Below are 25584 nucleotides of genomic sequence, written 5' to 3'. Positions count from 1 at the left end.
CACTCATCTGACCCTCGCAGGATCAGGACGCCTGTGGAGATCCGTCACGGGCGGTCTCGCCCGGATCGTTGTTGCCGCCGTCCTGCTTTTCCTGATGCTGCCCACGATCGTGGTCATCCCGATGTCGTTGAGCTCCGGCGAGTTCATCGAGTTCCCGCCGCGTGGTCTGAGTTTACGCTGGTATGGGGAGTTCTTCGCCGATCCAGAGTGGCTCTCTGCCACGCTCTTCAGCCTGAGAATTGCCCTTTCAACGACAGTTGCCGCAACGGTCGTCGGGACCCTGGCCTCTATCGCCCTCGTGCGGGGTCAGATTGCGGGGAAGCCGATTATTCAGGCGCTTTCGATCGGGCCGATGATCGTTCCGCATATCGTTCTCGGCGTTGCGCTCTATCTCGTGTTTGCACCGCTTCAGTTGACGGGTAACTTTCTCGGCTTTCTGATCGCTCACACCGTGCTTTCGATACCTTATGTGGTCATCACCGTGAGTGCGGCCCTTCAACGTCTCGATCCGGTCCTCGAACTTGCGGCACTTAGCTGCGGGGCCAGCAGACCGCGCGCCTTCTTTTCCGTCGTTCTGCCGAATATTGCCCCGGCGATCGCCGCTTCTTCCGTCTTCGCGTTCCTTGCTTCTTTCGACGAGGCAACGGTGGCGTTCTTCATCTCCGACACGGGCGGCAAGACGATCAGCCGCAAGATGTTCGAGGACATCGATTTCAATCTCACACCCGTCATCGCAGCCGCATCAACGCTGCTCGTCGGTGTTTCGCTTTTGCTGATGGCATCCGTCCAGACCTTCGCAAAGAAACGCTGAATCAAACGCCAACATTTTTATTTCCGGGAGGAAAATCCAATGACAGCAGCCAGGTATCTCATACAGCGGCCGTGCACCTTCATCGTTGCAGCTCTCGCACTTGTGTTGGGCGCGAGTGGCCATGCAAGCGCCAACGAAGAGGTCATCATTGCCTCAACCGGCGGGGCCTACGACAAGGCCTTGCGCGAAGCGTGGTTCGACCCTTTCACAAAGGAAACGGGCATCACCGTGAAAACCGTCGCGGCAACCAATGCGGAAATGCGGGCCAAGGCCACTGCGATGGTCAAGACCGGCAACGTGTCCTGGGATCTCTTCATGCAGGGCGAAATCCAGGCGATGTCCCCGCAACACCTCGAGACTGCTGCGGATATCAGTGACTTCTGCAGAAACCTCGACGGGCGTGAAGACCTGGTTGCGGACGCCTGCAGACCGGGCGGAATCCGGCTCCAGTCCACCGCAACGCTGCTCGTCTATGACCGCAGCAACGCGTCCGCGCCGGTTCCCGAGACGTGGGCTGACATGTGGGACACGAAGCGGTTCCCCGGCGGCAGAGCCTTTCCCAACTTTGATGACCCCTGGCGCGTGATGGCAGCGGCACTGCTTGCCGATGGGGTGCCGCGCGACAGGCTCTTTCCTCTCGACGTTGATCGGGCGTTTGCGAAGCTCGATGAAATCCGCCCGTCCGTATCGGTATGGTGGAAGACGGGCGACCAAAGCGTGCAGGGTTTCAGAAACAAGGACTACAGTCTCGGTCAAATCTGGTTGACCAGAGCAACGGCGCTGAAAGCCGAGGGCCACCCGATCGGCTGGTCCTACAAGGCCGCCTTTCTTGTCGGAGACCGCGTCGCCCTGCTCAAGGATGCTCCCAATCGAGAAAACGCTCTCAAGCTCATGGCCTATTGGCTCAACAATCCGAAGGCCCAGGCGCGAGCCTGTGAGCTGCTTTCATGCACACCGCCTAGCAACCTTGCGATCGAAATGATGTCGGCTGAAGTGCGGGCCAGCATGCCCTCGCCTGTCGACATTGAAGAGCACATCATCGTGCCCGATGCCGAGTGGATCAACGCGAACGCCCCGCGGCTGCTCGAACGCTGGAATGCGTGGATCAGGTAAGGATCAACATGAGCACTGACTTCAACTCACCAAGAAAAACCGTCCTTGTCGCTCGAATCTGGCACGAGTCGAACGGTTTTAATCCTCGGGTCACCGGGCGGGACGCCTTCGAGATCATGGCAGGCAAGGATTTCCTCGAGAAAGTTCGGAAGAGTGGTTCGACGATCGGCGGTATCATTTGCCGGCTAACCGAAGCCGATGTCGAAATCGTCGGAAGTTTGTCTGCCTCCGCCCCTCCGAGCGGACTTGTCGAGCATGAGTTCTATGTGGAACTGCGGGACCAATTGCTCGGTGATGTTGCGGCTCATCGGCCGGATGCCATCGCGTTGGAACTGCATGGGGCCATGGCGACGACCAGATGCCCCGATGCGGAAGGGGAGCTCCTTACGGAACTCAGAACGCTCGTCGGTCCTGACGTACCAATCGCCATCGGCCTCGACCTCCACGCCAACGTCACTGTGGATATGATCGAAGCGGTCGACATCTGCATCGCTTGCAAGGAGAACCCTCATTCCGATGTCGTCGAATGTGGCCACAAGGTTGCCGACTGCATACTGGCGATGCTGGATGGTCGATTGAAACCTGTCACGACAATGGCAAAGGTTCCAATGATCCTGCCTGGAGCTGGAGAGACTGCGACGGGTCCCCTTTATGACCTGCACGAGATGGCGCGCGATTACGTCAGTTCTGATCCGGGTATATGGGACATATCGCTGTTCAACGTGTTTCGTTACTCGGATGATCACGATATCGGACAAGCCGTTGTGGTTACCACAAATGGCAAAGCCGACCCGACAACCATAGCAAGGAAGCTTGCTGAGGCGTTCTGGATCCGGAGAGACGAGTTTATCGATGACCTTTTGTCCATCGACGAGGCGCTGACGAAGTGTGCCGCTAGCCACGGCGAGCGCTACATCTTCGCGGACATGGGTGACCGCATTCTTGCAGGGGCGCCCGGCGACAGTACGGCCATCCTGCAGGCCGCTCTGGAAAGGTATCCCGGCCTGCGGGGTGCTATGTCACTGACCGATCCCCAAGCAGTGATCGCAGCGCACACCGCCGGACAAGGAGCGTCACTCGAAATTCTGATCGGCGGGCGCGTGACCCCGGGTTTTCTACCGTATCATGTGAAGGCCGTCGTCAGACATCTTGGCGACGGACACTGCGTTCTTGCCGGCCCGTTTCAAGGGGGACAGGCGTGCACGATGGGCGATACGGCTGTGCTCGAAATCGACGGGCGACTTTCGGTGTTGCTGACCACTCATCCAGCCTTCAGCCATGACCCGGCTGTCTTTACCAGCCAAGGTGTCGGGTTAAGCAGCAAGGACTTTATCGTTGTGAAGTCCGGCTACCATTTCAAGCTCAATTTTGCTGACTACGGAGAACCTCTGCTCGTGCGTAGCCCGGGCGTCGGCTACTATGAAAAGGGTGTCTTCAACTACAAACGCGCCCGCTTTTGGCCCGAGCACGCGCAGGCCTCCTCCCCGGTCACGACCATGGTACGGAGGCCGATCGCTGGTTCAAGCCATGCCGAACGGATCGATTGAGTATGAACCGGTTGTGGGCTCTTCCCTGCTCTACGTAGCCCAGGTCTTGAAACCCGAGTTTTGTGAGAACGCGCATGGACTGATGGTTTTCCGGCCGAACGAAGGCGACGATCTGATTGATCGACATTGTCTGGAACGCGCGGTCAACGACGGCCGCCGCCGCCTCTGTCGCCACACCACGGCCGGTGGCGGCGGCTAAGAAACAGTAGCCGAGCTCGACTTCTTCGTCGGGGGTGAGCCGAAGACCACATCTGCCAATAGGAGGGCTCGCTGCCTCTTTTCTATCAAAGACGAGATAAAATCCGCAGCCGAAGGATCGCCAGTGTTGAACATAGCCTTGAAGCAGGTGATCCGAGCAACTCCTGCTCATTTGATCCACATTGGCCAGAAGCAGCGACACGGCGGCATCCCGGTGGACATGATAGAGGCCGTCACCATCGGCGCTCGTGGTGGGACGCATGTAAAGGCGCGACGTTTCCAGGCACGCCTCTCTTGCCCCTCGATACGACATCTGAGAGCCCTCGGTTGCTCAGCGCATTATCTTGCCGACAGCGTCTGCGAGGCCGTTGACCTCATCTATGGTATGGCCGGCGGTTGGGCACACACGGATCCCGGCCTTCCCTCGCGCTACGGTCGGGAAAAAGATCACCGAGGTGTAAAATCCCATGTCCAGCAGGGAGCGCGCAGTCGCGATGGCTTCGACGTGGTCGCCGATCGTTAAAGTCCTTATAGGTAACGTGGTGCCACGATGTTCGGTTGGCGTCAGGAGGTCGAACAAAGCGAGTTTCTCACCCAGGTCCCGTTGCCTGATCGCCAGTTCGGGGCTCTCATGAATCGCTACGGAGGCCATCGCTGCTCCAAGAGCGGCAACGTTCGGAGAGGCGGAGAACGCGTGAGCGATCGCGTATCTGCGGAAAAGCTCCTCTTGCCGCTCCGTTCCGAGCATCAGCAAACCGCCGGATGCGCCGAACCCCTTTCCGAGCGAAGCCGCGATAATTGTGCTGTCCCCAAGCGGGCCCTCAAGCTGGGACCGGGCAAAGCCTTGTCCTTTATCGCCAAAGATCGAAATGCCATGCGCGTCATCGATGTAGAGGAACATGCCATATCGGCTCTGCAGCTCTTGGAGGTTTCGGATTGGCGCTGCGCCGCCCATGGAATAGACGCCATCGCAGACATAGGCGACTTTTTTGCCCGTTCGACACACGCGCTCGAGCGCTTCGATGTCGTTGTGCGCTATCGTCAGGACTTCTGTCTCAAGAGCGACCGTCGCTTTATGAAACGCCAGCGTCGCGTGCGCGAATTTGTCGAACACGACAACGGGTTTCTCTCCGTTGGTCAGATGGCCGGAGGCAAGAAGCGGCAAGGCGCCCATGTTTGCAGCGAGGACAGTCGTATAAACGATAACCCGAGCGGAAAATAGCTTTGACAGAGCGTCTTCAAGATCGAATGCGATCTTGAAATTGAGGCGTGTTCTCGCGCATGACCAGTGCAGGTTTCCATATTGTTCGAGCGCTTCGATTGCTCCGGCGACTATCCGCGGGTGGTTGTCCAGCCCGAGATACGAGCATCGAACAAAATCCACGATGTTACGGCCTGCATCGTTTGCTGATTGGAGTTCAACGCCCCGCCCCCGATTTGGGTATGCGGAGACCCCGATCAGGCCAGCCGCCTGTGCCGCCCGGAAACACTCATCGGACGACTGAATAAGCGCGGCAGTGTTCCTTCGGACAGTCTGATCGGTTCCGGCCACGAAATCCGTGAGCATCCTTGCCTCCATCAAGAGCGGTTGTTGCGCCTAAGGGTGGCAGAGATCACTTTTTACTCAACGAACGGCGGCAAAAGAACGCAACAAGTTTCTGCAAATTTTCGTTTGCCATGGGTTGCATTGTGCAATGATTTTACGAACAAGTTTGACGGCCCTTCTCAGTGGTAGTGCTGGACGGTTAACGGTCAGCGCAGAATCGAACATAGCGGCGTCTAAGGTCGGCGATTCGGTCGGGCGGTGTGAGTCGGAGACGAAATAGTGCCTGTGCACACGACGAGTCCCGAAAGCCGGAAGGGCATGAGGGATTCTCCGGTGCAAAGCTTGCGGCGGCCCTAATGCGGAGAGTACGCCGGTAAGCTATTGAAAAACAGTGGGAAAATGCGCTCTATTGACTTCATGAGCTGCTGTCGATCCGCTCTGAGTTAACCCTTTGTTAACTCTATATTCCTTGTCAGACGAAAGGAACCGCACATAATAACGGTTAGGATGAGTTCCTGCCTGAAAAACCGTTATTTGAGAGCTTCCTTGCAATGAACGCTAATTCGCTGTCAATGGCTCCCGCACAGCCGATGCACTTTGAGGATTTGATCCTCGAACAGGGCGATTTGATTTCAAAGAAGCTGCACCTGTTGAGCATGCAGCAGTTCCCGCCGAATGCCAAGAAACTGCTGCGCCAATTCTCGCTCTCGGAGGTCGCTGATTTCCTCGGGGTGTCCCAAAGCACGTTGAAGAAGCTCCACCTTGAGAGCAAAGGCCCCCTCCCCCAGACGTCTTCGTCGGGCCGCCGTTCCTACAGCGCCGAGCAGATGGAGGAACTGCGCCAGTACCTCGACCAGCATGGTCGCTCCGAAGCGCGCAAGTACGTGCCACGCCGGCGCGCTGGCGAGAAGCTCCAGATCATTGCGGTCGTCAACTTCAAGGGTGGATCGGGCAAGACTACCACTGCGGCTCACCTGGCGCAGTACATGGCACTGACAGGTCACAGAGTGCTCGCCGTCGACCTCGACCCGCAGGCTTCGCTGTCTTCGCTTCACGGCTTCCAGCCCGAGCTCGACATGACGCCTTCCCTTTACGAAGCGATCCGCTACGACGAGCAACGGCGATCGATCACCGATATCATCCTGCCAACCACCTTCCCCGGCCTCGACATCGTACCCGCCAACCTTGAGCTGCAGGAATTCGAGTACGATACGCCCCTCGCGATGACGAACAAGAGCTCGAACGATGGCAAGACCTTCTTCACGCGCATTTCGCGCGCGCTTGTCGGGGTCGAAGATCGCTACGACGTGGTTGTCATCGACTGCCCACCTCAACTCGGCTACCTGACGATCACCGCCCTGACCGCGGCGACAAGCGTACTCGTCACTATCCACCCCCAGATGCTTGATGTCATGTCGATGGGACAGTTCTTGCTAATGCTGGGCGGCATCTTGAAGCCGATCCGCGAAGCTGGTGCCGCCGTCAATCTCGAATGGTACCGCTACGTCATCACGCGCTACGAGCCAACGGACGGGCCACAGGCGCAGATGGTAGGGTTCATGCAGACGCTGTTTCACCAGTTCGTTTTGAAGAACCAGATGCTGAAGTCGACAGCGATCTCTGACGCTGGAATTACAAAGCAGACACTTTACGAGGTCGACAAGGCCCAGATGACGCGCTCGACCTATGAACGAGCGATTGGATCCTTGAATGCGGTCAATGCCGAAATCGCTGAACTCGTGCATGCGTCCTGGGGACGTAAGGCTGCACGCTGATCAAATCAACCTTCACACTCAGTCGGTTAGGTAGAACGGAGCAGGCACATGGCGAGAAAAAATCTGCTGGCGGGACTGGTAGACGCAGCGGAGATCCCGCAGGCGGATACCGCGCCAGCCTATCCCATGCGTGGTGCGTCAAAGAGCATGGTGCGTTCTCTCGACGAACTCTCTAAGCAGGCCGACAGGTTCCTCGAAGGTGAAGCCGTCGTCGAGCTCGATCCGGATACGGTGGATGGGTCCTTTGTGCTTGATCGTTTGACGGACGATAGCGAGCAGTTTGAAGAATTGAAGGCGGCAATTGCCGAACGCGGCCAGGACACGCCGATCCTCGTGCGCCCTCACCCGTCTGCATCCGGACGCTATCAGATCGTCTTTGGACATCGCCGTGTGCGTGTAGCGCGCGAACTCGGCCGTAAGGTCAAGGCAGTTGTCAAAGCAATCGATGACCGGACACACGTTATCGCCCAGGGCCAGGAAAACTCAGCCCGCGCCAACCTCTCGTTCATCGAACGTGCCAGCTTTGCTTCACGCTTGGAGGCGCTTGGTTACGACCGTGGAGTGATCGCATCAGCTCTTGCTGCGGACAAGACGGCGGTTTCGAAGATGATGAGCGTGACTGAACGGGTGCCGTTGGTAGTCATCGAGCAAATCGGTGCGGCGCCCTCGACTGGGCGCGACCGCTGGCTCGAGCTTTCGCTTCTGGTAGGCAAGGCCGCCAATGCGGGAAAGGTGAACGACATCGCCGGCGATCCGAGCTTCCAATCGCTTTCAAGCGACGAGCGGTTCAACACGCTATTCAAGGCACTGGATACGTCGGGGCAACCCGTCAAAAAGATGTCACTGAAATCCAAGGAAAGCTGGCAGACTAGCGACAAGGCAGTCTCGGCTCAGTATTCGAACTCCGGCAAGGCCTTCGAACTTTCAATGAAATCGAAGAACGCCGGTCGCTTCGGGCAGTATCTCGCTGAAAACCTGGATCGGCTCTATTCCGAATTCCTGGCGGCGAATGACGGGAAGGAAGACTGAACGCGCAAAAGAAAAAAGGCCCCCAGACGGTAACCATCGTGGAAGCTCGCTTTAGCGCCTGATGAGCAAGATGGCCCCGCTGTCGTCGTGTCGACGTTATCTAAGTAATTGAAAAAAAATAATAAAACTGGAAAATTGTCGGCCGGCAACTTTCTCGATCCCCGGCAACGCTGATTTGCGCCCAGCGCATAGAGTGACCGTCAGCGCTAACCCGGTGTTAGGGTCAGCACCTCGCTGTTGGTTTTGCGCGAATCGCGGCTACGCCGATGCCGACAATTTGGAACGCCTCATTCAGTTTCGCCACGGTTCTGCTCACCTTGATCCCGGCGCCGCCGCCGGTGACCACCCACGAGCCGCGACAACGATTGTCCAGCACATGCTCGGCAATCAGGGCAGCATCGTCCAAATGCCCATCGTCGTCTGAAAAGCCGGTGAAGCTTTCGAGTATTTCGACCGCTGGGGGTTGCTCATTGTTTCTATGGTCCAAGCGGCGTTTCCGGCGCCGAAGGTGATACGGCGGCCAATCAAAAAGTCTGGCACCAAAGTGCCAACCTTCTTAAACACCGTGGCCGGTTCGGCATGGAGGGGAGGGGGGAGCCGGCGCCAAAAGAACCCACCGCGGCGGATGAGGATGCAGGCGCTTGGCTGAAACTGCGAGACGGCGGCAATTACCGTCGGCCGGCGGCGCAGATCGTCAATAGCTTGGAAGACCCTGTCGGCAGAGGAAGCACGCGATCGGTCGCCTGATGAGCCGTGCCTTCAATGGCGGATGAGGCCATATCGGTGGGCTTCGTCCAGCAGGTCGCGGACGGAGGAAGGCTGCCATTTCTTGCCGCCGCGCACAGACCGTTCTCCCATCTGATCCAAATTGGACGGCAATGTCGCGGAGCGACAGATTGGGATCGGCAATGGCGATCGCCGCTACCAGCTTCATCAGATGGTCTTCGGGCGCACGGCGAGGGGACCGGGCCAGGGGGTCTTTTTCCGCGAGCTTGTCGCGCACCAAGCGCGCTCGACGGTCCAGTCGTGACCGCGGCGATTAAGCACCCGCACGACGTTGTCCCAACTGTGGTGAGGCCGCAGTTGCCGCACCATCGGCAGCCAAGTTTGCGCGGATGCAATGAGCTCGTCGAGATAACGCTTTGCACGTGCTTTTGAGACTGATTTGATGGCCTCCGGTGGCCGTTCTCGCAAGCCCGGGTTTCCCGGGAGCTTGCCACGCGCCCTCGCCGCCTTGATGCCGGCTTTGGTGCGTTCGGCAATCAGCGCCCGCTCGAGTTGGGCGACCGCGCCGAGAACTTGGAGGGAGAACATGCCCTGAGGCGTCGATGTATCGATCGGATCGCGGATCGAGCGGAAATGCACACCGCGCTCTTCAAGATCCTCGATCACTGCCAATAGATGGCTCACGGCTGGCCAGCCGATCGAGGCGAACGACGACGAGGACATCTCCCGCGGTGAGCTCGCCAAGCAATTTGATCAAAACTGGGCGCGCGCGCGATGCCCCAGAACCGTGCTCCTGATAGATGCGGTCGCAGCCGGCAGCTCGCAGCTCATCGATCTGGGCATCGTGGATCTGGCCGTCTGTCGAGACGCGGGCGTAGCCGATCAGCCGTCTTTGAGGCTAGCGTGTTTTATGTACTGAATAGCGGCCCGCCAGACTCAAATCGGTGCCCGGGGCGAGCAACGGAGCATCCATATAGGCAAACGCGCGTCAACGGCTTCTGCGGCTGAAAATGCAGTTGTCATTATCTCCCAAACTCTGGAATGGGGGGGCAATTCGGCCCGGCGGCTCTCTGCGGGATTTGAGCGCGAGCCTGGATCGACGCTGATGGCGCTGATGCGGTACTCGCCAAGTCTCAAGGCCTCTTGAATGCGGAATTGAGCGTTCGCATTTGGGGTGGTGGCGTAGTGTCAATAATTGCGCAATTCATGTTATTGTGCGATGCTTGTGGGCAAACGGAGGTGTGACATGAACGTTTCCATTGGTGACCGTTGGGAAGCCTTTGTATCCAACATCGTGAAGGACGGCCGTTACGGTTCGGCCAGCGAAGTCGTGCGTGAAGGATTGCGGCTGGTCGAGGAGCGCGAGCAGAAGTTGAGGGCTCTGACCAGCCTCCTCAACAAGTCGATCGCCGATGGCGGCGAAGCATCCGACGCAGATATTGACGCGGCGCTGGAAGCCAAGGCCGCTCAACTGACCAAGGAAGGCTTCTAAGGGTGCCGCAGCTTCGTATGCTGCCTTCGGCACTCACAGACCTGGTCAATATTCTCGAATACATCACTCGACAGAGCGGTAGTTTGATGGCGGGACGTCGGTTTGTGGGAGAACTTCGGCAAAAATGCCGGACACTGGCCGATCTTCCCGGCACCCTCGGCCGAGCAAGGCCGGAATTGCGCCCCGATATACGCAGCGCGGCGTTCAAAGGATACGTCATCTTTTTCCGGTACGCCGACGAACGTTTTGAGGTCGTCAATATCATCGAGGGGCATCGCGATATCGATGAGTTGTTTTCCGCGGTCGACGCGAACGAATAGCACCCCACGCCCCCGCTAGCCTGACTGCCGATTGCCGCTACCAAGGATGAGCGAGCTCGCGGGGGCGCTAGGTAACCAACCGCGCCGCCCGTCCCTGCTTACGCTCGGCGTCGTTGTAGTAGCGGGCTGCCTGCGTGACGGACTTGTGCAGCGACTGCTGCATGGCTTCCGGAAGGGGAATGCCGCGATTGGCGGCTTCGGTCAGATAACCTGACCGCAGTCCGTGCGCCGAAAACAAGGTCGGGTCGAGCCCCGCCTGCTTGCACCGGTTTTTGAGGATCAGATTGACCGACTGCGGCGTCAGCGCACGGCGATCAATGTTCCCCCAGTGGTCAATCCGGCGAAACACCGGACCCTCTTTGATATCGGCTTCCTCGAGCCAGCGTTTTAATGCGGTCACCGGTCGGCCGATCAGCAGCACATGTTCGTCGTCATCGCTGGTGGTCGTCTTCGTCCGACCCAGTCGGATGGCGAGGCAGGGAAGGGGAGGGGAGTGCGGGATCGATGGATCCGTCAGCACGGGATCCTCGTCGGTCAGATCCTCCACACGCAGCGCCGCCACTTCCGACCGGCGACGGCCGCCGGAGGCGAACGCGGTCAGCAGCAAGGCGCGGTCGCGCAGATCGACCAGGCGTTCATCCGCGCAGGCGTCCAGCAGCTTTGCCAGGATTTCGCCGGTGACCGCTTGTCTGCTCTTTCGTTGCCGCGGCCGGGCGCTGGCGCGAACCGCAAGCCGTAGCGCCGATTTGAGCGACGGCCCATCGATGGCGCCTGTCAGGCCGCGCCATCGGGTGAGGATCGACCAGCTTGTCAGCCGGCGGCGCACGGTTTCGGGGGCATGCGGCCCGTCGGCGCGCAACAGCCGGCCGGAACGCAAGCCAGCCTCCACCTCCACAGGCATGCCATGGCTCTGATCTTCCGCGCGTCGGAGCGGGTCCCAGAGATGATGGGCAACGAATTTCAGCAGTAAGCTTTCCGGCGCCGGCCAGGGGAGGGGAGTGCCCGTGGCGAGCTGGCACCACGCCTCGAGGTAGCCGAGGTCAGACGCCAGCGCCCTGAGGGTGTTATCGCCCATGCCTTCGCTGGCGAGATGCTTGAGCGTCGCGACATCGTCGTCCGTCAGCAGGGCAGCCAGCTGGTCGCGGCGATCAAACGGCAGGATGGCGTCGAGCGCGTCGAGTTCTTCAGCGCGCTTGAGCGTCGCGGTGGAGAGCGGCTCCTTCAAAGGTCGGCTGACGCGGGGTGGCATTTCAGATCGGTCTTTCCGAAATCATGCCCCTTGTAGAGAAGGGGTGCCTTAGCGATCCTCGCGACCGCATAGGAAAAACAGTCGCCCATGTTGAGCGTGGCCGGATGGCGACCCTTGCCGAAGCGGTCGAACGCTCGTTCCGCTTCCCGGTAATGCGCCTCGTCGAAAGCAATCGCCGTGACGTTGGGCAACTGGAAAAGCTGATCAAGGATTTTCGAAGCGTTGGGAAATCCTTTGCCGGTCAGCACCATTCGCGCCTCCAGCAGCGTCGGCCAGCCGATCGCGACGGCCTCTCGACCGACCAACGCCGTGAATCGTTCGGCCTCGGGTTCCCCCAGTGCCATCGCCAAAATGACCGATGTGTCGACAGCGATCATCGCGGCAAACCGTGCTCGTCGTAGAAATCGTCATGCGCCGATGTCGTGCCGGACGGGACGGCATGCCGGCCTTCGGCCATCAAATCCGACAGCACATCGATCGGCGCCCGGGCAGACTGCTGGCGGAGCTCGTTGTCATAGCGCTCGAGGGCGCGCTCGACCAACTTGCTCATCGGCATGCCGGTGCGACGCGCCAGTGCGTGCGCGAGTTCTTTGGCTTTGGCGCTGCGGATGGAAAGCTGCGGCTCGGACATTAGGCGAGTTCCTGATCAAAATTCCTGCCTCCAAGATAGTCATTGTGCCCGAAGATGGCAAGAAACCACGACGAGATGGCTAACTATCGATACCTGATACCTATCGATAGTGATTGGGCGCGAAAATTAACGTCTGCGTGACGGAAGCATTCTGTTGATTAATTTCCGTTGGCGGAATTTAAAACGTTAATACAGATGGTCAATGACTGCCTACGATGCCGAGGAGCCGCGCCAAGGAGGGTAACCGGGGCAGATTTGGGGACAGACGGGTTGAGTCGCGGAAGCACGGTGGTTTTCGGTCATCGAGATCGGAGCAGTCTTGCGGCGTTGTGCACACATGTCCGTGGCATCGACGCTGACCCAAGGTAGTTCTCCTTGCCGGGGCTGTTTGCAAAGTGGAGAGCCGTGTTCAAGCCTTAGCCGCGACCAGAGTGGCCAGCGGCGGGATGGGCGGACCGTCGAGTTGCAGGCGGTCGCCGAGATAGTGCCAGAACGACAGCCCGAGCTTGCGGCAGGTTTTCATCAGCCCGAGCATGGTGTCGCGCGCCACACGACCATCGCGCTCATCGTGCCGCCGGAGATCTTGCGCTTGACGAGGCTGCGCAGGTCGTTCTCCGACGCATTGGTGTGGAGCGGCGTTCCCGGACAAGAATGGCTGGCCAAAGTCCACCCGCCACCAGGAGGCACGGCCATTTTCCGGTCCCGTCAGTCCGAATTGTGCGATTGTTTCAATCTTTGCCGATAGACCTCAGGAACCCTCCGACAGGTCTCCCAGCCTGCCTAAAAAAGTGGCCCTGTCGCTATTGGCCGGACTCGACCAGAGGCGTCGCGCAGAAGAAACAGCACGTCGAGGCCAAGGTGCTGGGCAAGCTCGATCCCGGACGTCGGACCTAGAACCATCAACGCGGTCGCCCAGGCGTCGGCTTCAGCGCAGGTTCGTGCGACGACTGTGACCGAAGCGGGCGACGACAGCAGCGGCGCACCGCGGCGCGGATCCATGGTGTGTGAGAGACGGCGACCGTTCACGACAGTCCAATGCCGGTAATCGCCAGAGGTAGCGACCGCAGCATCCTGCAAGGCGAGGATGGAATGCCGCGCTCGACGGGCCGTGTCGGGACTTTCAATGGCGATATTCCAAGGCTCACCGTCGGGACGCAAACCGATTGCCCTCATCTCGCCGTCAATTCCCACGAGGCCGGAAGTTATGCCGAAGCGCGCGAGGATCGCGGCCAGCCGGTCGACGCCATATCCCTTGGCAATGCCGTTGAGGTCGATGGTGATCGGCGCGCGCTTTCGCACCGTCGCGCGAACAGGATCGAGTTCGAGCGCGGCATGGGTGGGTTGGCGCGGTGTCGCGAGTGCCTTCTGGATCAGGGTCCGGTCGGCCGCGTGCGGGCCAAAACCCCAGGCGCCAACCGCATCGCCCACGCCGATATCGAAGGCCCCGCCGGACGCGCGGCCGATTTCGAGCGCAAGATGCAGCACGTCAGCCAGACGAGCCGGGACCTCGATCCAGTCGCCGACTGGGTCAGCGTTCAACCTCATCAGAGCGCTGTCGGGCTTCCAGGTGGACATCTGCTCGTCCACCTCGTCCATTTCCGCTTGAAGAGCGTGCCGAACCGGCTCTGGATCGAACCCTGCCGCGGTGTAGAACAGCGCCGACCAGCGCGTTCCCATGGTCGGTCCGTTAAGCGTGTGCCTCATCGGATCAGTAGACGTCTTCGACATAGCGTCCCTCCGCCTTGAGCAGTGCCGGCGTCAATCCGGCTGGCGCTAGAAGCTCGGCAAGCGCCGCCGAAACGCCGACAGCCATATCGCGCCCACCACAGACCATGACTCTCGCGCCCCCACGGATCAGGGTCGTCATCTGGGCGGCTTCCTCAAGGAGGGCGTGCTGGACATAGCGCGGCATCCGCCCGCGCGAGCACGCCCCGACGAGCCGGTGAAGGCGCCCTTCGCGGCGCCAGCACGTCAGTTCGTCCTTGTAGAGGAAATCGCTGGCAGGATGACGCATTCCGAAGAACAGGTGGATCGGACGGCGGCGCGCATTGGCACGCACGAAGCCCGCCAGCGGCCCTATCCCTGTTCCAGCTCCGATCAGGATCAGCGGTGTCCTGCTCCTGCCGGCATGGAAGCCCGGATTGCTGCGGATGAATGCGCGAACGGCACATCCTGGCTCCAGATTGAAGAGCTGCCCGGAACAAAGCCCCGCCGGATGCTTCTTCACGACGATCTCGATGAAGCCGTCGCACCGTCCCGAAGCCAGCGAGTAGAACCGGGGAACGGACGAGCCCTCGGGCAGCACGCCGAGAAGATCGCCTGCCGAAAACCGACCGAAGCCACGCCCGGCCAACCGATGCCAGAACGGGACTTTGGGTAGCGCGAACCGCAGGATCACGGTCGGAGCTTGCACCTCTGCGCCGTATTCGCGTCGCGAAACGAGGGTCAACGGGGAGGCCGCCGGCAAGGCTGGCCGATGGACAAGCTCCAACCCGATCCCCATCGCTTCACCCAGCGATCGTCCCCAACGGGCAAATTCCTGCGGTGACTGCCGGTCGACGGTGTCATATGGGATCAGCGTGCTCCACCCTCGCGCCTCGGCGGTCCTCGCGACGACCTGGGCAAAAGCGCAGTAGGCCGGGAAGCTGCGGTCACCGAAGCCGAGCACGGCCACTGGAATGGCTGGCTCTGCCGGCAGGGCTTGCAGGCGATCGAGGAACCCCCGCGCCGAAGTGGGCGCATCGCCATCGCCATAGGTTGCCGCAAGGATGAGAATGCGCCGGGCATGCCGGTAACGCTCAGGATCGAAAGACGACATCGGCGCGGTGTGAACCGCCTGCCCGAGCTTCGTCAGTGCGGCGTGCAGCGTCGCAGCGAAGCTCCATGTGTTTCCGCTCTCGCTGCCGACAAGCAGCATCGTTTCTGCACGTCCAGCCGTTACATTGCCGTGAATTCGGGGGCGCCCGCGCCGACCCGCCAGCCACAGGATGAGGCCGGTGCCCGCCATCGCCGGCAAGCCGAGCGCCATCATGCCGAGCACGAGGCCCAAGGCGGCCGCGCCTCGACCGGTATGCAGCATATAGATGGTCTCCGAGAGGCGCTGCCATCCGGTCAGGTCGCTCCAGGCCAGCAGCACGCCGGTGCCCTGATCCAGATAGCCCGTGCCGCGATCGGTCTTCAGCGTGAAGACATCCGTCGCATCGGCCGGGTCGGGAAACGCCAGGCTGCGCAGTTCGGTGACCGGTGTCCGTTTCAGCAGATTCATGTGCGATGCGGCCATGCCGGCCCGGCCGCTCGCCTCGATGTGGGCGACGGGAGATGTGGCCGTGTCGGGCAGGAGATCGAATGTCGACGCCGTCATCCACAATGCGGTGACCGAGGACAAGACGAGGCCCGCGACGGTCAAGCGCGCGATCTCGACATGCAATCGTCCAGCGAGCGGCCCGCGCATCGGCGCGAACCATCGCCGCCAGCCGCCGGCCCTGCGTGCGACGAGCATGGCGCCGGACACAGCCAGGACCAGCATGGCGGCAGCGCCCACTGCCCCTGCGATGCGCCCGCCGTCACCGAGAAAGAGCGACCGGTGCAGGCCGGTAAGCCACTGCAAGACAGCATTCGGATCGCTGGAGGCGACACCCAGCCCTGTTGCGGGATCGATGAGGGCGGCCTGAGGCACCCCATCCTCGAACCAGTAGGCGGTGATCTTGCCGGAGGGCGCGCGACGTATCTGTTCTATCTGAGGGTGGACGGTGAGGATGCGCCCGGCCAGCGTCGCGACGGAAAGCCCTGCCTCGGCTTGCGGGGCGGACAACCGTTCGGCGGCGGGAAACAGCGAGAGTGCTGCACCGCTAAGGCTCAAGACCAGCAGAAAAAGAGCGGCCAGAAGGCCTGGCCAGCGATGGATGACACGAATCATGTCCTTCACCGCCTAGAAGGAGTAGGCGACGGTCGAAACGTAGCGTCGACCGCGAACGGGCGTCTTCGCGCTCGCAACCGTCAGGGGAACGGCGACCTCGTTGGGGCTGTCACGCATGTCCTCCACGGCTGCGTCGACATGCAGCGTGTAACCTGCGTCGAAAAGCGCATCGGCAAGGTCGAGCGAGATCTCCAGGGTGCGCCCCGCACCGACGCTGGCCCCGGTAATGCCGTCGATACCGGCGCGGCCGCCAGTGGCGCGATACCAACCCGAAAGATGCTCGTAATATTTGGACTTTCCGCCAGCGACCCAGAGCGTGCCGGCATATTTGCCCTGGGGATCGGTGACATAGAGCGCGAGATACGCGCCGTCGCCGCCATAGTTGGTCAGCGTTGTGGTCAATGTCACCGGCCGGGCCATGGCGAGGCCGGGCAGCGTGAGGGCGGTTGTCATGGCGAGAACTGAGAGAAGCGATTTCATGTCGGCTTGCCTTTTGCGAGGAAACGGTGTCCGGGTCGTCACAGAGCGCCGACCCGTCCTCGTCACTGTGGCGAAGACGCCTGAGGGCTGCCTGACGGTCATCGGGATTTTCCGTCAGCACTTCGTCAGGAAGCATCGGAAACGGTCAGGTCCGCAGATGCAGGAGCGGCCGGCCTGTCGGCAGGCCAGCCGCGAAAGCTCCGGGGACTGAACAAGACGGCAGCCAGCCACGCTCCGTTCGGGCGCGTGTTTCTGCCACTGCGTCAGCGTGGGGACATCCGCTGCAGCGTCCCGTCGCGCAGGACGTACTGGTGCCAGACCGCCATCGCGGCATGCAGTCCGGCGAGGTAGAGGATGATCGTGCCGGCATTCTCATGAATGTCCGCGATCAGGCCCGGTGCGCCCTGCACCCGCTCGGTGATCGCCGGAAGCTGGAAGCCGAAGAAGGAAACGGGAACACCGAGGCGCGAGGCAGCGCACCAACCGCTCAACGGCAGGGCAATCAGGAAGAGATACAGCAGCGCATGTCCGGCTTTGGCGGCAAGGGCGAGACGGCCATTGGACTGGGGCGCGTCCGGGTTTCCGCCCACAAGGCGCAGGATCAAGCGCGGAAGCACCAGGACGAGCACGGCCAACCCGAACGAGAAATGCAGCAAGGGCGGGTTTTCGGCCATATGACGGCCTCCCGTCGAGGTCAGCCAGGCCCCGAGGATCAGCAGGGCCGTCAGCCAGTGGATGACGATCATGCTTCTGGAATAACGGGCCGGATCATGAGGCATGGCGGAATCTCCTTGCGACGGTCGCAGTGCTTGAGCGACAGCGAGATGGGACTGCTACTTGATGGTGGTTTTGGGCCGCACGGTCGCCCCGAGCAGGGTGTTGGAGGATGTCCCACCTACGGCGTCGTTCTCCGAGGCTGGCGGCCGCTGACGCCTCGATCCGTGACGGTCGTCATCGCGATCCCTGTGCCGGAACTTGACGATTTCGAGGGTTTCCGGATCGACCTTGGCCTTGAAAGCCAGGCCGTTCCGGTCTGTTCCCCGGATTTCGTAACAGCCGTCGTCGATCTTGATCCTGGCAACGGCCCAGCCTTGACCGGCGGCCATTGTCTCGACCGCTTCCCGCGGCTTCCATCGATCCATCGAGACATGGCAATCGTCGTCGTCAGCCTTAGCGATACCGGGACCGGAGAACGCCAGAACGAGAATCGCGGCCAGCAAATGTTTCATCGTTTCATTGTTCCTGATCAACGCGCTTTCGGGGGAACCATGGCACGCTTTCCTGACGAACGCCTGAAGCGGCGTTGGGCCGGTCTTCAACAAACCGACAGCATCGGACGCTAGGTAGGAGGATGGCGAGTCGGGGTGACCTTGGGATGAGAGTTCTACTGATCGAAGATGATGCAATCCTCGGAAAGGCCGTGCGCGAGCAGGTCGCGACCCTCCACTCGGTGGACTGGGTGACACGGCTCGATGCGGCGCGCGAACATCTCCAAAGCGCGGCATACGATCTCATCCTGCTCGACCTGATGCTCCCGGACGGATTGGGCATCGTCTTTCTCAAAAAGCTTCGAGCCGAGGGCAGCGTGACGCCGGTCATCATCCTGACGGCGCTCGACCAGATCTCCGACCGCATCGCGGGCCTCGATGCCGGCGCCGATGACTACATGATCAAGCCGTTCGATCTGTCGGAACTCTCTTCGCGGCTGAATGCCGTGGCGCGGCGATACAGCGGCAACCCGAATCCTCTCATCGAGATCGGCGATCTGCGCGTCGATCTCGCCGCCCGGACCGTGATGCACGGCGCGCGCCCTGTCGAGCTTACCGGTCGCGAATGGGCGCTGTTCGAAGCATTTCTGCAGCGGCCCGGCATCGCGATGACCAAGGCGCAGCTCGAAGACCGGCTCTATGCGTTCGGCGCAGAGGTCGAGAGCAATACGATCGAGGTTCACGTCAGCAGACTGCGAAAGAAGCTCGGCCACGGCGCGATCGATACGGTGCGGGGCATCGGGTATCGTCTTGGAACGGCAAGATGATGCGGCCCAGAAGCCTGCAATGGCGGCTGTCGCTATGGCTGGGGCTGGGGCTGACGGTGTTGTGGGCACTTGCCGCGGTCGTGACCACGCAGATGCTGCGCCATGAAATGGACAAGGTGTTCGACAGCGCCCTCGAAGAGACGGCGCAACGCATCCTGCCGCTTGCGGCGATCGAGATCATCGGCCGCGATACCGACGACACCGAACAGCGCGTTGCCACGCTCCGACAGCACGACGAGTATTTCACCTACGTCGTGCGCGATGCGGCGGGCAAGGTTCTGCTGCGATCGCACAGCGCCGACCTCGCTGCATTCCCGCCGTTTTCCGGGATGGGCTTTGCCACGACGCCGACGCACCGCCTCTACTCCGACGCGACCCTCCAGCAGAACCTGACCATCACCATCGCTGAGCCCCTGTCGCATCGCCGGACGACCGCCGGACGATTGTTGCTCGGGCTGAGCCTGCCGCTCGCCGTCATTGTCCCGCTCGGCTTGATAGGCATCTGGGTCATTGTCCGGCTGTCCATGACCCCGGTTCGGACCTTCCGCTCGCAGATCGAAGCGCGCGGCAGCGGTGATCTGACACCCATCGACGCGGAGGACCTGCCTTCGGAGATCGGCCCCGTCGCCAAAGCGGTCAACCACCTCCTGGACCGATTGACGCGTACCTTGCAGGCCGAGCGCAGTCTCGCGGCCAAATCGGCCCATGAACTGCGGACACCGGTGGCTGCGGCACTGGCGCAGGCGCAGCGCATGATCGCGCAAGCGCCGGACGACGCCACGCGTGAGCGCGCCGAGGATATGCAGATCGCCTTGCGGCGCCTTTCCCGCCTCACCGAGAAACTCATGCAACTGGCGAGAGCCGAGGGCGGACGCCTTCTCGCCGAGGCGCCGGTCGCGATCGGCGCCATCCTGCGGATGGTTGTGAGCGAATTCGACGGGCAGGCCGAGACGGCAGGGCGCATCGACTTGGCACTGCCAGACGCGCCGGTGTTCGCAAGCATCGACGCCGACGCCTTCGCCATCCTGGCCCGGAACCTGATCGAAAACGCCCTCAAGCATGGCGTGCGGGACGAGCCAGTCGCCGTCACCTTGTCGGCAGACGGCTGTCTGCGCGTCACGAACGCCGGCCCGGTCGTGCCTTCCGCAGTGCTTGCGCGGCTGAGCGAGCCCTTCGAGCGCGGTCAGGCTCTGGTGCGAGGGGCCGGCCTCGGGCTCGCCATCGCCCGGACCATCGCTGCCGGAACAAATGGGCGGATAGAACTCCAATCCCCCGCGAGCGGCAGAATTGACGGGTTTGAGGCAAGGTTCTTCATAGACAAATGATCATCGACATCGACGCCAGATGCTGAAAGGCAACTCGGGAGACTATGGACACTGACGCCCTGCTCAGCCGCCTTGCGATATCGCTTTCGATCGGTCTGCTGATCGGCCTGGGGCATGGATGGCGTACCCGCAACGAGGAAGACCATCAGCGAGCGGCAGGTCTACGAACGTTCGCGCTGACCGGTCTCACCGGCGGCATTACCGGCGCCCTGGCCCGGCAGTTCGACTCAGGCCTCGTGATCGGTCTTGTCTTCCTGGGATTCACCGCGGCATTCACCTCCTATCACTGGCTCGAAGCGCGGGCCGAACGAAATTACAGCGCGACATCCGTCGTCGCCGGCATAGCCACGTTCCTGCTGGGAACGCTTGCCGTCGTCGGCGACCTTGCAGCCGGCATCGCGGGGGCTGTTGCCACGGCTGTGCTGCTTGCCCTGCGCGAGCCGTTGCATCGTTGGGTCGCATCGCTGAGCTGGAATGAGATCCGGTCGGGCCTGACGCTTCTGGCAATGACCTTTCTCATGCTGCCGATCCTGCCGAACAGGCCGGTCGATCCCTGGGGCACCGTGAATCCATATGAGATCTGGTTGCTGACCATCCTGATTGCCGCAGTCTCCTTCGCCGGCTACGTCGCTGTCCGCGTGTTCGGGGACCGGCTTGGGGTCCTGATGACGGCGATTGCGGGCGGGCTCGCCTCTTCGACAGCGACGACCTTGACGCTGGCAAGGCTTGCCCGCCGACACCCCGAGTCCAGCACGCTGCTTTCCTGCGGCGTGCTTCTTTCCGGCTTGACCATGATCATCCGCGTCGCAGTCGTGGCGACGGCCTTGAACCAAAGCTTGCTTCCGCACCTCAAATGGCCGTTCCTCATCGGCGGTGGCGTGCTCGCCATCGGCGCCGGGCTCCTGCTGTTGCAGAGTCGCGGCTCCTCCGAACAGCCGGAACTTACGATCACCAACCCCCTGGAATTGGCGCCCGCCCTGAAAATGGGGACGCTCATCACCATGGTCATGGTGGTGTCGCATCTGCTTCAGCAGTCATTCGGGAATGCGGGCGTCCTGGTGACAGCCGCCGCTTCGGGGATCGCCGATGTGGATGCGATTTCGATCTCCATGGCCCGCCTGGCGTCGCATTCGATCGAGCCCGGTCTTGCGGCGGATGCGATCCTGATCGCCGTGGCCATGAATACACTTGTCAAAGCCGTGATGGCGGCATGGGTCGGAGGCTCAAGGATCGGCGGGCGCGTCGGCGCCCTTAGTGTGCTCGGCCTTGCGACCGGCACGGCAGCGTCTCTGTATATTGGCCGTCTGTGAACTGAGGCCCAGCAACCAACAACTTTGCCAGGGCCTGAACGCACTTCGGCGCATCACCCCGCAGACCACGGAACACTTTTCAACGATCAGGGAAACTGAATGAAAATTCTCGTCTTGAACGCCGGCAGCTCCAGTCTCAAATTCGGTGTATTCGATATCGCCTCGATGCGAAGGCGCATCTGCGACGGCCTTGCGTTCATGGGGGTGCAACTCGACTTCGACCGCAATGACGCGCCGGATCTATCCGACCATGCCGCTCCGCAAACTCAGTCCTACGGCTCGCGTGTTCGTGTCATCGTGACGGAAACGGCAGAGCAATTGATGATCGCTCGCGAGACGGCGCATGCGCTTGCCCGTAAAGCGCCGGCCACTGAAACGATCCCGGTGGCCGTTTCCGGTCGTCACGTCCATTTTCGGCCGCAGCCGTCGAAACTTTGTTCGGCAAGGACTACCTTGAGGCGGACAAAGCCGCTCCGCCAACCGGGGCATTGGGCAGCGCAAGAGCGGGTAACACTGGAAGGTCCGAAAGAAAGACTGGAGCGGGTTGCTATTCTCGGACCGTTGTGGGAGCGTCGGCAAGTGGAGGTCTCACGTACCGACAGCTTCGTGCTCGGCATCGACGTGCCGTTGCGCGAAAGCGGCCCGCTTGACGGTACACCTTCTGTGACATTGATCGGCCCGGCCGGCAAGCTCTTGAGTGACGGGCTGATCGTGGCGGCGCGCCACATCCATGCCACCCCGCAGGACGCGGCCAGGCTTGGCCTCGCGGACCGGGAATTGATCGATGTGCGCGTCGGTGCACGGCGCCCGCGGACTGACCTTTACGCAAGTTCTGGCACTCGTCGGCGAGAAGGCATTCACCGAAATGCACATCGAAACCGACGAGGCAAACGCTGCCGGTATCGCCGCCTTCGGTGAGGGGGAGATTGCGGCCGGGCATGCAGCCACACTCGGGCCTTGATGGTCGGTCTGGTCGGCTGTAGGCGATGGTTTCGGGGAAAGTGGTGTCACTGATCTCCCCGAAACCGGGTAATGCAAGCGGGGCAGCAAAACGCGGCCTCGCTGTCCCGTCACGCGTTGCGGAGCGATGCCACGATCTTGTCTTTTAGCATCAGCCGCTGGCGGCGCAGATCGGCCTCGGCTGCTTCAGAAATGGCGTCGAGACGTGTCTCGGACCGATGAATCTTGTCGTTCACCGCGTCATATTCCGTCAAAACATGCGCAAACTCGGGGCTTTTCGCCTTCAGGGCATGAATGGCGTCCATCTGGTCCGGGAATTCGTCGCCAAGAGTGTGAGGTGTATTCGACAAGGTTCTTTCTCCTTTTCTGCAATTTCGCCCCGGCGTCAGGGCTTTTCGACGCGCGCGACCTGATAGGTGACAAACGCGCCTTCCCGCCCGACCGAGATGTATTCGCCAAGTCGGAAGCATTCCTCGCCCAGGCGGAAACCGATCTCGTCGTCCCGATCACCCGGCTCGTAATCGAAATACCACTGCCCGCCGGGCTTGCGCCGCAACAGCCCGATGCGGGCCGTCTTACCGTCCCGGAAATATCGGACGCGACAGGCGTCGCGAGATTTCTTCCATTCGAGCGGATCAAGGAACCCTTCGTGGTTGAGCGGAACCAGAAGATCATAGCCTACTGCCCGATCTCCCTCCGGATGATCTTTGCCGCGAGTGAGAACCAACCGCACGTGGCGGAAACTTGAGGGTAGTTCTTCTGCCTTGACCACAATCCGATCCTTCATTTTCCCCCTGATACGCCATTGGCAAAGGACCTTTCTTGATCTGGCGCAAGTGAGACGAGGCATGTGTTATCCGATGCCGGCGACTATCCGGAATGGTCGAGATGAGCATGCGTCAGGATGACCGCGTCGATCGCCCCCGGATGAACCGGAAGCTTCTCCCAGTTCAGCTCGCGCAGGTTCTTGGGTCCCTCGAACAGTCCGTCGATAAGGATGCGGTGACCGTCGTGTGTAAGGAGATGTTTCGACCCGGTTACGGTTCCGGCCGCGCCGAGCCATGTCAAAGTCAGCATTTGTGTACCTTTGCGGTTTTTTAGGACAGGGAAGGTCTGGCTGCCGACCTATCAGCACTGGGGCCGATCATGGTGTGGTGGGCGAGGTCGCCCGCGATCCGGACGTGCTGCCTGCTCGATCCTGGAGCTCAGATTGACGAGAACGGTGGAAGTTCCCGTCGCCGGTGCGGATTCCGTCCGACAGGAGGCGTAGACCATTCAGCACGACCAGAACGGTACCGCCTTCGTGTCCGATCACCGCGAGCGGAAGCGGCAGGTCGAAGAACAGGCCGCCGGTCACGAGCAGCAGCATCGCGCCGATCGCGACGACGAGATTCTGTCGGATGATGACGCCGTCCGCCGTGCCAGCCGGTGCGCATCGGCCAGCTTCTTCATGTCTTCCGACAACAGGGCGACGTCGGCGGCCTGCAGTGCGACGTCCGACCCCGCCGCTCCCATCGCGATGCCGACATCGGCACGAGCCAATGCGGCGGCATCGTTGACGCCATCGCCAACGAAAGCGACCTTGCCACCACGCGCGAGGTCGCCGACCTGGAGCACCTTGTCCTGCGGCAGCATCTCGGCATGAACTCGTCGGGCGCAAGGCCAAGTTCCGCACCGATGCGCAAGGCCACCGGCCTGCGGTCGCCGGTCATCATGACGATGCGGTTGATACCACCGGCGCGAAGCGCGGCCAGCGCCGGGGCTGAGCTGGCTCTTGCTTCGTCCGCAACACTGACCGCCCCCAGAACGGTCGCACCGCGCCCGAGATAGACCACGGTTTGAGCGCTGTCGGCGAGTTCCCGGAACGCGACATGATCCACCGAGGCACCCATCTCTCCGACGAGGTGGGCATTGCCGGCCCATATCGGGCCGAAGGTATCGTAGCCGACGATACCGGCGCTCGGATGGGAGGTCACGTCCACGACCGCTGCCGGCTCAACGCCATGAACCAGAGCCTCACGACGGATGGCGGCAGCGATATGATGCTCGGAATGCGCTTCCAGCCCGGCAAAGAGCGAAAGGAAACGGCGATCCTCACCATCCAGGGCGACAATGCGCGTGACCTCCGCACGTCCATTGGTAGGGTCCCGGTCTTGTCAAAGGCGAAGGTATCGACAGCGGCGAGCGTTTCAAGCGCACCGCCCCCCTTGAACAGCACGCCGCCTCGCGCCGCGGCGGAGAGCGCCGACAGGATCGCTGCCGGGACCGATATCACGATCGCGCAGGGACTGGCGGCGACCAGCAGGGTCGCGGCCTTGTAGAGGGGCTGCTCCCAGTCGCGGCCAAGCCAATAGAAGACCGCAAGGGCCAGAGCGGAGCCCAGCAGGACACCGACGGTATAACGCTGGCCGAACCACGCGCTGAAGCGCTCGGATGGCGCCTTCGCTTCCTGCGCCTCGGTGACGAGCTGGATCATGCGCGCGATCGTGCTGTCGCCGACCGTCCTGGTGACGGTCACGTCAAGGACCCCGTCAAGATTGACGGTCGCCTCGAAGACCTGGTCGCCGGTTCCTTGGAGACCGGCATCGACTCACCGGTGATATTGGCCTCGTCGATCCCGCCGTGGCCATACAGGATCACACCGTCTGTCGGCACGCGTCCGCCCGGACGCAGCACCACCACATCGCCGACGGCAAGCTCCGCAGCGGGAACCTCCACGACGGTGCCATCCTCCCTTTTGCGGAAAGCCGTCTCCGGCCGGAGCGCCATGAGCGCCTCAACAGCCCGGCGTGCGCGTCCCAAAGCCTGATGTTCGAGCGTGGTCGACACGCTGAAGAGCGTCAGCAGCACCGCGCCTTCGAACGGCGCCCCGACGATCGCCGCCGCCACGGCCGCGACGACCATCAGCAGATCGATGTCGAGGATATGATCGCGCCACAACGCCGTCAGGGCGCTCCAGGTGGCGGGAAGCCCGCCGGCTAAATAGACCATCGCCAGACCGGGCGACCTTAGAATGGAAAGCCCTTCCGCCGCCGGCCAGGTCCCGATGACGGCCAGCATCATCCCGAGGACCGCAATTGCCGACATGACGGTCTGGAAATCGAACGACACGCGTTTCATC

Annotated in this window: 25 protein-coding genes and 4 pseudogenes; 12 read left to right on the top strand and 17 right to left on the bottom strand. The window is 61.5% G+C overall.

What is annotated here, in order from left to right:
* Positions 1 to 94: 94 nt before the first annotated feature.
* The 3 genes from IB277_RS36040 to IB277_RS36030 are packed head-to-tail and all read left to right on the top strand — an operon-like array spanning position 95 to position 3471.
* A complete protein-coding gene (locus tag IB277_RS36040; protein ID WP_192373139.1) occupies positions 95 to 811 on the top strand; it encodes an ABC transporter permease in 717 nt (238 codons plus the stop codon).
* Positions 812 to 850: 39 nt separating this feature from the next.
* Positions 851 to 1924, top strand: coding sequence for an ABC transporter substrate-binding protein (locus IB277_RS36035; protein ID WP_192373094.1), 1074 nt, complete (start codon positions 851 to 853; stop codon positions 1922 to 1924).
* An 8-nt stretch (positions 1925 to 1932) separates the two neighbouring features.
* A complete protein-coding gene (locus IB277_RS36030; protein ID WP_192373092.1) occupies positions 1933 to 3471 on the top strand; it encodes a M81 family metallopeptidase in 1539 nt (512 codons plus the stop codon).
* Here the strand turns inward: IB277_RS36030 and IB277_RS36025 are convergent.
* Both IB277_RS36025 and IB277_RS36020 read right to left on the bottom strand, forming a co-directional pair.
* Entirely contained in the window at positions 3413 to 3931 is a 519-nt protein-coding gene (locus IB277_RS36025) for a GNAT family N-acetyltransferase (protein WP_192373090.1), read from the bottom strand. The two genes, IB277_RS36030 and IB277_RS36025, sit on opposite strands and share 59 nt — an antisense overlap.
* A 69-nt stretch (positions 3932 to 4000) precedes the next feature.
* Positions 4001 to 5236: an aminotransferase class I/II-fold pyridoxal phosphate-dependent enzyme gene (locus IB277_RS36020; protein ID WP_246812902.1), complete on the bottom strand. Its 1236-nt coding sequence runs from the start codon at positions 5234 to 5236 to the stop codon at positions 4001 to 4003.
* A 530-nt stretch (positions 5237 to 5766) separates the two neighbouring features.
* Here IB277_RS36020 and repA point away from each other — a divergent pair.
* Together repA and repB are read left to right on the top strand one after the other, a co-directional pair.
* Positions 5767 to 6990: a plasmid partitioning protein RepA gene (repA, locus tag IB277_RS36015; protein ID WP_192373088.1), complete on the top strand. Its 1224-nt coding sequence runs from the start codon at positions 5767 to 5769 to the stop codon at positions 6988 to 6990.
* Positions 6991 to 7038: 48 nt separating this feature from the next.
* Positions 7039 to 8019: a plasmid partitioning protein RepB gene (repB, locus tag IB277_RS36010; RefSeq protein WP_192373086.1), complete on the top strand. Its 981-nt coding sequence runs from the start codon at positions 7039 to 7041 to the stop codon at positions 8017 to 8019.
* Positions 8020 to 8242: 223 nt separating this feature from the next.
* Here repB and IB277_RS36005 read toward each other — a convergent pair whose 3' ends face one another.
* Both IB277_RS36005 and IB277_RS36000 read right to left on the bottom strand, forming a co-directional pair.
* Complete coding sequence (locus IB277_RS36005) at positions 8243 to 8506, bottom strand: hypothetical protein (protein WP_192373084.1); 264 nt, start codon at positions 8504 to 8506, stop codon at positions 8243 to 8245.
* Positions 8507 to 8778: 272 nt separating this feature from the next.
* Positions 8779 to 9631 (bottom strand): annotated as a pseudogene (locus IB277_RS36000) (recombinase family protein).
* A gap of 360 nt (positions 9632 to 9991) precedes the next feature.
* On the opposite strand from IB277_RS36000, the gene IB277_RS35995 reads away from it, so the two are divergent.
* Together IB277_RS35995 and IB277_RS35990 are read left to right on the top strand one after the other, a co-directional pair.
* Positions 9992 to 10237: a type II toxin-antitoxin system ParD family antitoxin gene (locus IB277_RS35995; protein WP_060608251.1), complete on the top strand. Its 246-nt coding sequence runs from the start codon at positions 9992 to 9994 to the stop codon at positions 10235 to 10237.
* Between the two features lie 2 nt (positions 10238 to 10239).
* Positions 10240 to 10557, top strand: a complete 318-nt coding sequence (locus IB277_RS35990; RefSeq protein ID WP_192373082.1) for a type II toxin-antitoxin system RelE/ParE family toxin — start codon at positions 10240 to 10242, stop codon at positions 10555 to 10557.
* Between the two features lie 67 nt (positions 10558 to 10624).
* Here IB277_RS35990 and IB277_RS35985 read toward each other — a convergent pair whose 3' ends face one another.
* The 9 genes from IB277_RS35985 to IB277_RS35945 form a co-directional block, all read right to left on the bottom strand.
* Positions 10625 to 11806: a site-specific integrase gene (locus IB277_RS35985; RefSeq protein ID WP_192373080.1), complete on the bottom strand. Its 1182-nt coding sequence runs from the start codon at positions 11804 to 11806 to the stop codon at positions 10625 to 10627.
* Positions 11779 to 12183, bottom strand: coding sequence for a type II toxin-antitoxin system VapC family toxin (locus IB277_RS35980; RefSeq protein WP_192373078.1), 405 nt, complete (start codon positions 12181 to 12183; stop codon positions 11779 to 11781). Before IB277_RS35980 ends, IB277_RS35985 begins: the two co-directional genes overlap by 28 nt.
* Entirely contained in the window at positions 12180 to 12437 is a 258-nt protein-coding gene (locus IB277_RS35975; protein WP_192373076.1) for a type II toxin-antitoxin system VapB family antitoxin, read from the bottom strand. Before IB277_RS35975 ends, IB277_RS35980 begins: the two co-directional genes overlap by 4 nt.
* Positions 12438 to 12846: 409 nt before the next feature.
* The gene (locus IB277_RS38510) at positions 12847 to 12987 is read right to left on the bottom strand and encodes a hypothetical protein (protein ID WP_246802821.1); all 141 of its coding nucleotides are present in this window, start codon (positions 12985 to 12987) and stop codon (positions 12847 to 12849) included.
* A 230-nt stretch (positions 12988 to 13217) separates the two neighbouring features.
* The gene (locus tag IB277_RS35965; protein WP_060581931.1) at positions 13218 to 14165 is read right to left on the bottom strand and encodes an FAD:protein FMN transferase; all 948 of its coding nucleotides are present in this window, start codon (positions 14163 to 14165) and stop codon (positions 13218 to 13220) included.
* Entirely contained in the window at positions 14146 to 16353 is a 2208-nt protein-coding gene (locus IB277_RS35960; RefSeq protein WP_060581930.1) for a PepSY domain-containing protein, read from the bottom strand. Before IB277_RS35960 ends, IB277_RS35965 begins: the two co-directional genes overlap by 20 nt.
* 12 nt (positions 16354 to 16365) lie before the next feature.
* Positions 16366 to 16833 (bottom strand): DUF2271 domain-containing protein, encoded by a 468-nt coding sequence (locus IB277_RS35955; RefSeq protein ID WP_060581929.1) that lies wholly within the window; start codon positions 16831 to 16833, stop codon positions 16366 to 16368.
* A 263-nt stretch (positions 16834 to 17096) separates the two neighbouring features.
* Positions 17097 to 17612, bottom strand: a complete 516-nt coding sequence (locus IB277_RS35950) for a cytochrome b (protein ID WP_060581928.1) — start codon at positions 17610 to 17612, stop codon at positions 17097 to 17099.
* Between the two features lie 54 nt (positions 17613 to 17666).
* Complete coding sequence (locus IB277_RS35945; RefSeq protein ID WP_246812645.1) at positions 17667 to 18155, bottom strand: PepSY domain-containing protein; 489 nt, start codon at positions 18153 to 18155, stop codon at positions 17667 to 17669.
* A 53-nt stretch (positions 18156 to 18208) separates the two neighbouring features.
* Between IB277_RS35945 and IB277_RS35940 the strand changes: the two genes are divergently transcribed.
* The 5 genes and pseudogenes from IB277_RS35940 to IB277_RS38500 all read left to right on the top strand — a co-directional run bounded on the left by IB277_RS35940 (position 18209) and on the right by IB277_RS38500 (position 22464).
* On the top strand, positions 18209 to 18868 hold the full coding sequence (locus IB277_RS35940; RefSeq protein WP_060581926.1) for a response regulator transcription factor: 660 nt from the start codon (positions 18209 to 18211) through the stop codon (positions 18866 to 18868).
* The gene (locus IB277_RS35935) at positions 18865 to 20193 is read left to right on the top strand and encodes an ATP-binding protein (RefSeq protein WP_192373074.1); all 1329 of its coding nucleotides are present in this window, start codon (positions 18865 to 18867) and stop codon (positions 20191 to 20193) included. The genes IB277_RS35940 and IB277_RS35935 overlap by 4 nt, the downstream gene beginning before the upstream one ends.
* Positions 20194 to 20237: 44 nt before the next feature.
* Positions 20238 to 21503, top strand: coding sequence for an MgtC/SapB family protein (locus tag IB277_RS35930; protein ID WP_192373072.1), 1266 nt, complete (start codon positions 20238 to 20240; stop codon positions 21501 to 21503).
* A 99-nt stretch (positions 21504 to 21602) separates the two neighbouring features.
* Positions 21603 to 22262 (top strand): annotated as a pseudogene (locus IB277_RS38505) (PduL/EutD family phosphate acyltransferase); the annotation flags it as partial.
* 25 nt (positions 22263 to 22287) lie between these two features.
* On the top strand, positions 22288 to 22464 hold the full coding sequence (locus IB277_RS38500) for a PduL/EutD family phosphate acyltransferase (protein WP_246812644.1): 177 nt from the start codon (positions 22288 to 22290) through the stop codon (positions 22462 to 22464).
* A gap of 109 nt (positions 22465 to 22573) precedes the next feature.
* Here the strand turns inward: IB277_RS38500 and IB277_RS35920 are convergent, their stop codons facing one another.
* The 4 genes and pseudogenes from IB277_RS35920 to IB277_RS39080 form a co-directional block, all read right to left on the bottom strand.
* On the bottom strand, positions 22574 to 22813 hold the full coding sequence (locus tag IB277_RS35920; RefSeq protein WP_023513018.1) for a YdcH family protein: 240 nt from the start codon (positions 22811 to 22813) through the stop codon (positions 22574 to 22576).
* 35 nt (positions 22814 to 22848) lie between these two features.
* Complete coding sequence (locus tag IB277_RS35915; RefSeq protein WP_060581922.1) at positions 22849 to 23250, bottom strand: hypothetical protein; 402 nt, start codon at positions 23248 to 23250, stop codon at positions 22849 to 22851.
* A gap of 86 nt (positions 23251 to 23336) precedes the next feature.
* Positions 23337 to 23540, bottom strand: a pseudogene (locus tag IB277_RS35910) (MBL fold metallo-hydrolase); the annotation flags it as partial.
* Positions 23541 to 23607: 67 nt separating this feature from the next.
* A pseudogene (locus IB277_RS39080) lies at positions 23608 to 25583 on the bottom strand (heavy metal translocating P-type ATPase).
* Position 25584: the final 1 nt, after the last annotated feature.

Origin of the sequence: Ensifer sp. ENS07, assembly GCF_014852185.1 — a bacterium.
GTDB classification, from domain to species: Bacteria; Pseudomonadota; Alphaproteobacteria; order Rhizobiales; family Rhizobiaceae; genus Ensifer; species Ensifer adhaerens.
This window is presented reverse-complemented; position numbering and strand designations above follow the sequence as displayed.

Bases quoted from the DNA above. Each gene is read 5' to 3' on its own strand.
- IB277_RS36035 (WP_192373094.1), top strand. From the start codon at position 851: ATGACAGCAGCCAGGTATCTCATACAGCGGCCGTGCACCTTCATCGTT.
- IB277_RS35915 (WP_060581922.1), bottom strand. From the start codon at position 23,250: ATGAAGGATCGGATTGTGGTCAAGGCAGAAGAACTACCCTCAAGTTTC.
- IB277_RS35975 (WP_192373076.1), bottom strand. From the start codon at position 12,437: ATGTCCGAGCCGCAGCTTTCCATCCGCAGCGCCAAAGCCAAAGAACTC.
- IB277_RS35955 (WP_060581929.1), bottom strand. From the start codon at position 16,833: ATGAAATCGCTTCTCTCAGTTCTCGCCATGACAACCGCCCTCACGCTG.
- IB277_RS36025 (WP_192373090.1), bottom strand. From the start codon at position 3,931: ATGCGTCCCACCACGAGCGCCGATGGTGACGGCCTCTATCATGTCCAC.
- IB277_RS35950 (WP_060581928.1), bottom strand. From the start codon at position 17,612: ATGCCTCATGATCCGGCCCGTTATTCCAGAAGCATGATCGTCATCCAC.
- repA (WP_192373088.1), top strand. From the start codon at position 5,767: ATGAACGCTAATTCGCTGTCAATGGCTCCCGCACAGCCGATGCACTTT.
- IB277_RS35940 (WP_060581926.1), top strand. From the start codon at position 18,209: ATGAGAGTTCTACTGATCGAAGATGATGCAATCCTCGGAAAGGCCGTG.
- IB277_RS35995 (WP_060608251.1), top strand. From the start codon at position 9,992: ATGAACGTTTCCATTGGTGACCGTTGGGAAGCCTTTGTATCCAACATC.
- IB277_RS36040 (WP_192373139.1), top strand. From the start codon at position 95: ATGCTGCCCACGATCGTGGTCATCCCGATGTCGTTGAGCTCCGGCGAG.
- repB (WP_192373086.1), top strand. From the start codon at position 7,039: ATGGCGAGAAAAAATCTGCTGGCGGGACTGGTAGACGCAGCGGAGATC.
- IB277_RS35965 (WP_060581931.1), bottom strand. From the start codon at position 14,165: ATGTCGAAGACGTCTACTGATCCGATGAGGCACACGCTTAACGGACCG.
- IB277_RS35930 (WP_192373072.1), top strand. From the start codon at position 20,238: ATGGACACTGACGCCCTGCTCAGCCGCCTTGCGATATCGCTTTCGATC.
- IB277_RS35985 (WP_192373080.1), bottom strand. From the start codon at position 11,806: ATGCCACCCCGCGTCAGCCGACCTTTGAAGGAGCCGCTCTCCACCGCG.
- IB277_RS35960 (WP_060581930.1), bottom strand. From the start codon at position 16,353: ATGATTCGTGTCATCCATCGCTGGCCAGGCCTTCTGGCCGCTCTTTTT.
- IB277_RS35935 (WP_192373074.1), top strand. From the start codon at position 18,865: ATGATGCGGCCCAGAAGCCTGCAATGGCGGCTGTCGCTATGGCTGGGG.
- IB277_RS38500 (WP_246812644.1), top strand. From the start codon at position 22,288: ATGTGCGCGTCGGTGCACGGCGCCCGCGGACTGACCTTTACGCAAGTT.
- IB277_RS35980 (WP_192373078.1), bottom strand. From the start codon at position 12,183: ATGATCGCTGTCGACACATCGGTCATTTTGGCGATGGCACTGGGGGAA.
- IB277_RS36020 (WP_246812902.1), bottom strand. From the start codon at position 5,236: ATGCTCACGGATTTCGTGGCCGGAACCGATCAGACTGTCCGAAGGAAC.
- IB277_RS36030 (WP_192373092.1), top strand. From the start codon at position 1,933: ATGAGCACTGACTTCAACTCACCAAGAAAAACCGTCCTTGTCGCTCGA.